This is a genomic window from Formosa sp. S-31 (genome assembly GCF_051172795.1).
Lineage (GTDB): Bacteria > Bacteroidota > Bacteroidia > Flavobacteriales > Flavobacteriaceae > Formosa.
In genome coordinates, this window is sequence record NZ_JAENDK010000012.1 from 1 (window position 1) to 717 (window position 717).

The following is a 717-nucleotide window of genomic DNA, read 5'->3' on the forward strand; positions in this document are numbered from 1 at the left end:
AACGTGTTTGGCTATGGTTTCGTTGCGTGAAAATCCGGAAGGATTTTCCGCCGTAAACCGAAGATAGCAAATTAGCGAGGACTTTCCGAAAGGAAAGTCAGAAGCAATGAACTATAGCCGGTGTTGTACACTGGCTTTTATTAGTTTAATGATACATTATTAAATTCTGTGTTTTCATTAATTCCAATGTCATATAATTTTTCAATCTCATTTTCAATTTCATTTATTTTTTTCAAATCCAGATTTATGGAAGTTGAATACAGAAGTTCTGGTAAGTCACTTTTTTCATTATAAGTATTAAATATCAAGTTACCGTATTCGATATTTTCAAAAGTTCTAGTGTGTTCGAATCCTAAACTCAGTCTTTCGTGATATTCTGTTTTAAGATTAGTTTTGTAAATTCCAAAATCTCTATTATAGCTCAAAGATTTGGTATTGATAATCAAATTTTCTTTTCCAAATAAATTCCATAATAAGTAGCGAAATGGAATAAAAAAAATAAAAATTCCAAAAATAATTATACCAAAAACGGATTTAGGTTCATCTTTTATTGACAAGGTTGATGCAATGTAAATCAAAAACACAATTAAAGTCAGTACAATAATTGAAAGTAGGGTTTTCGCAATTGGATGAGATTTTACAAATAATGTCAGGTAAATATTTATTCCGTCACTATTTATTTCATATTCGTTCCTCATTTTTTAGCTTGTGTACAAC

The 717-nt window shown here is 29.1% G+C and carries 1 protein-coding gene; it reads right to left on the reverse strand.

What is annotated here, in order from left to right:
• Positions 1 to 140: 140 nt before the first annotated feature.
• Positions 141 to 698: a hypothetical protein gene (locus I3217_RS14965; RefSeq protein ID WP_435050588.1), complete on the reverse strand. Its 558-nt coding sequence runs from the start codon at positions 696 to 698 to the stop codon at positions 141 to 143.
• Between the last annotated feature and the right edge of the window lie 19 nt (positions 699 to 717).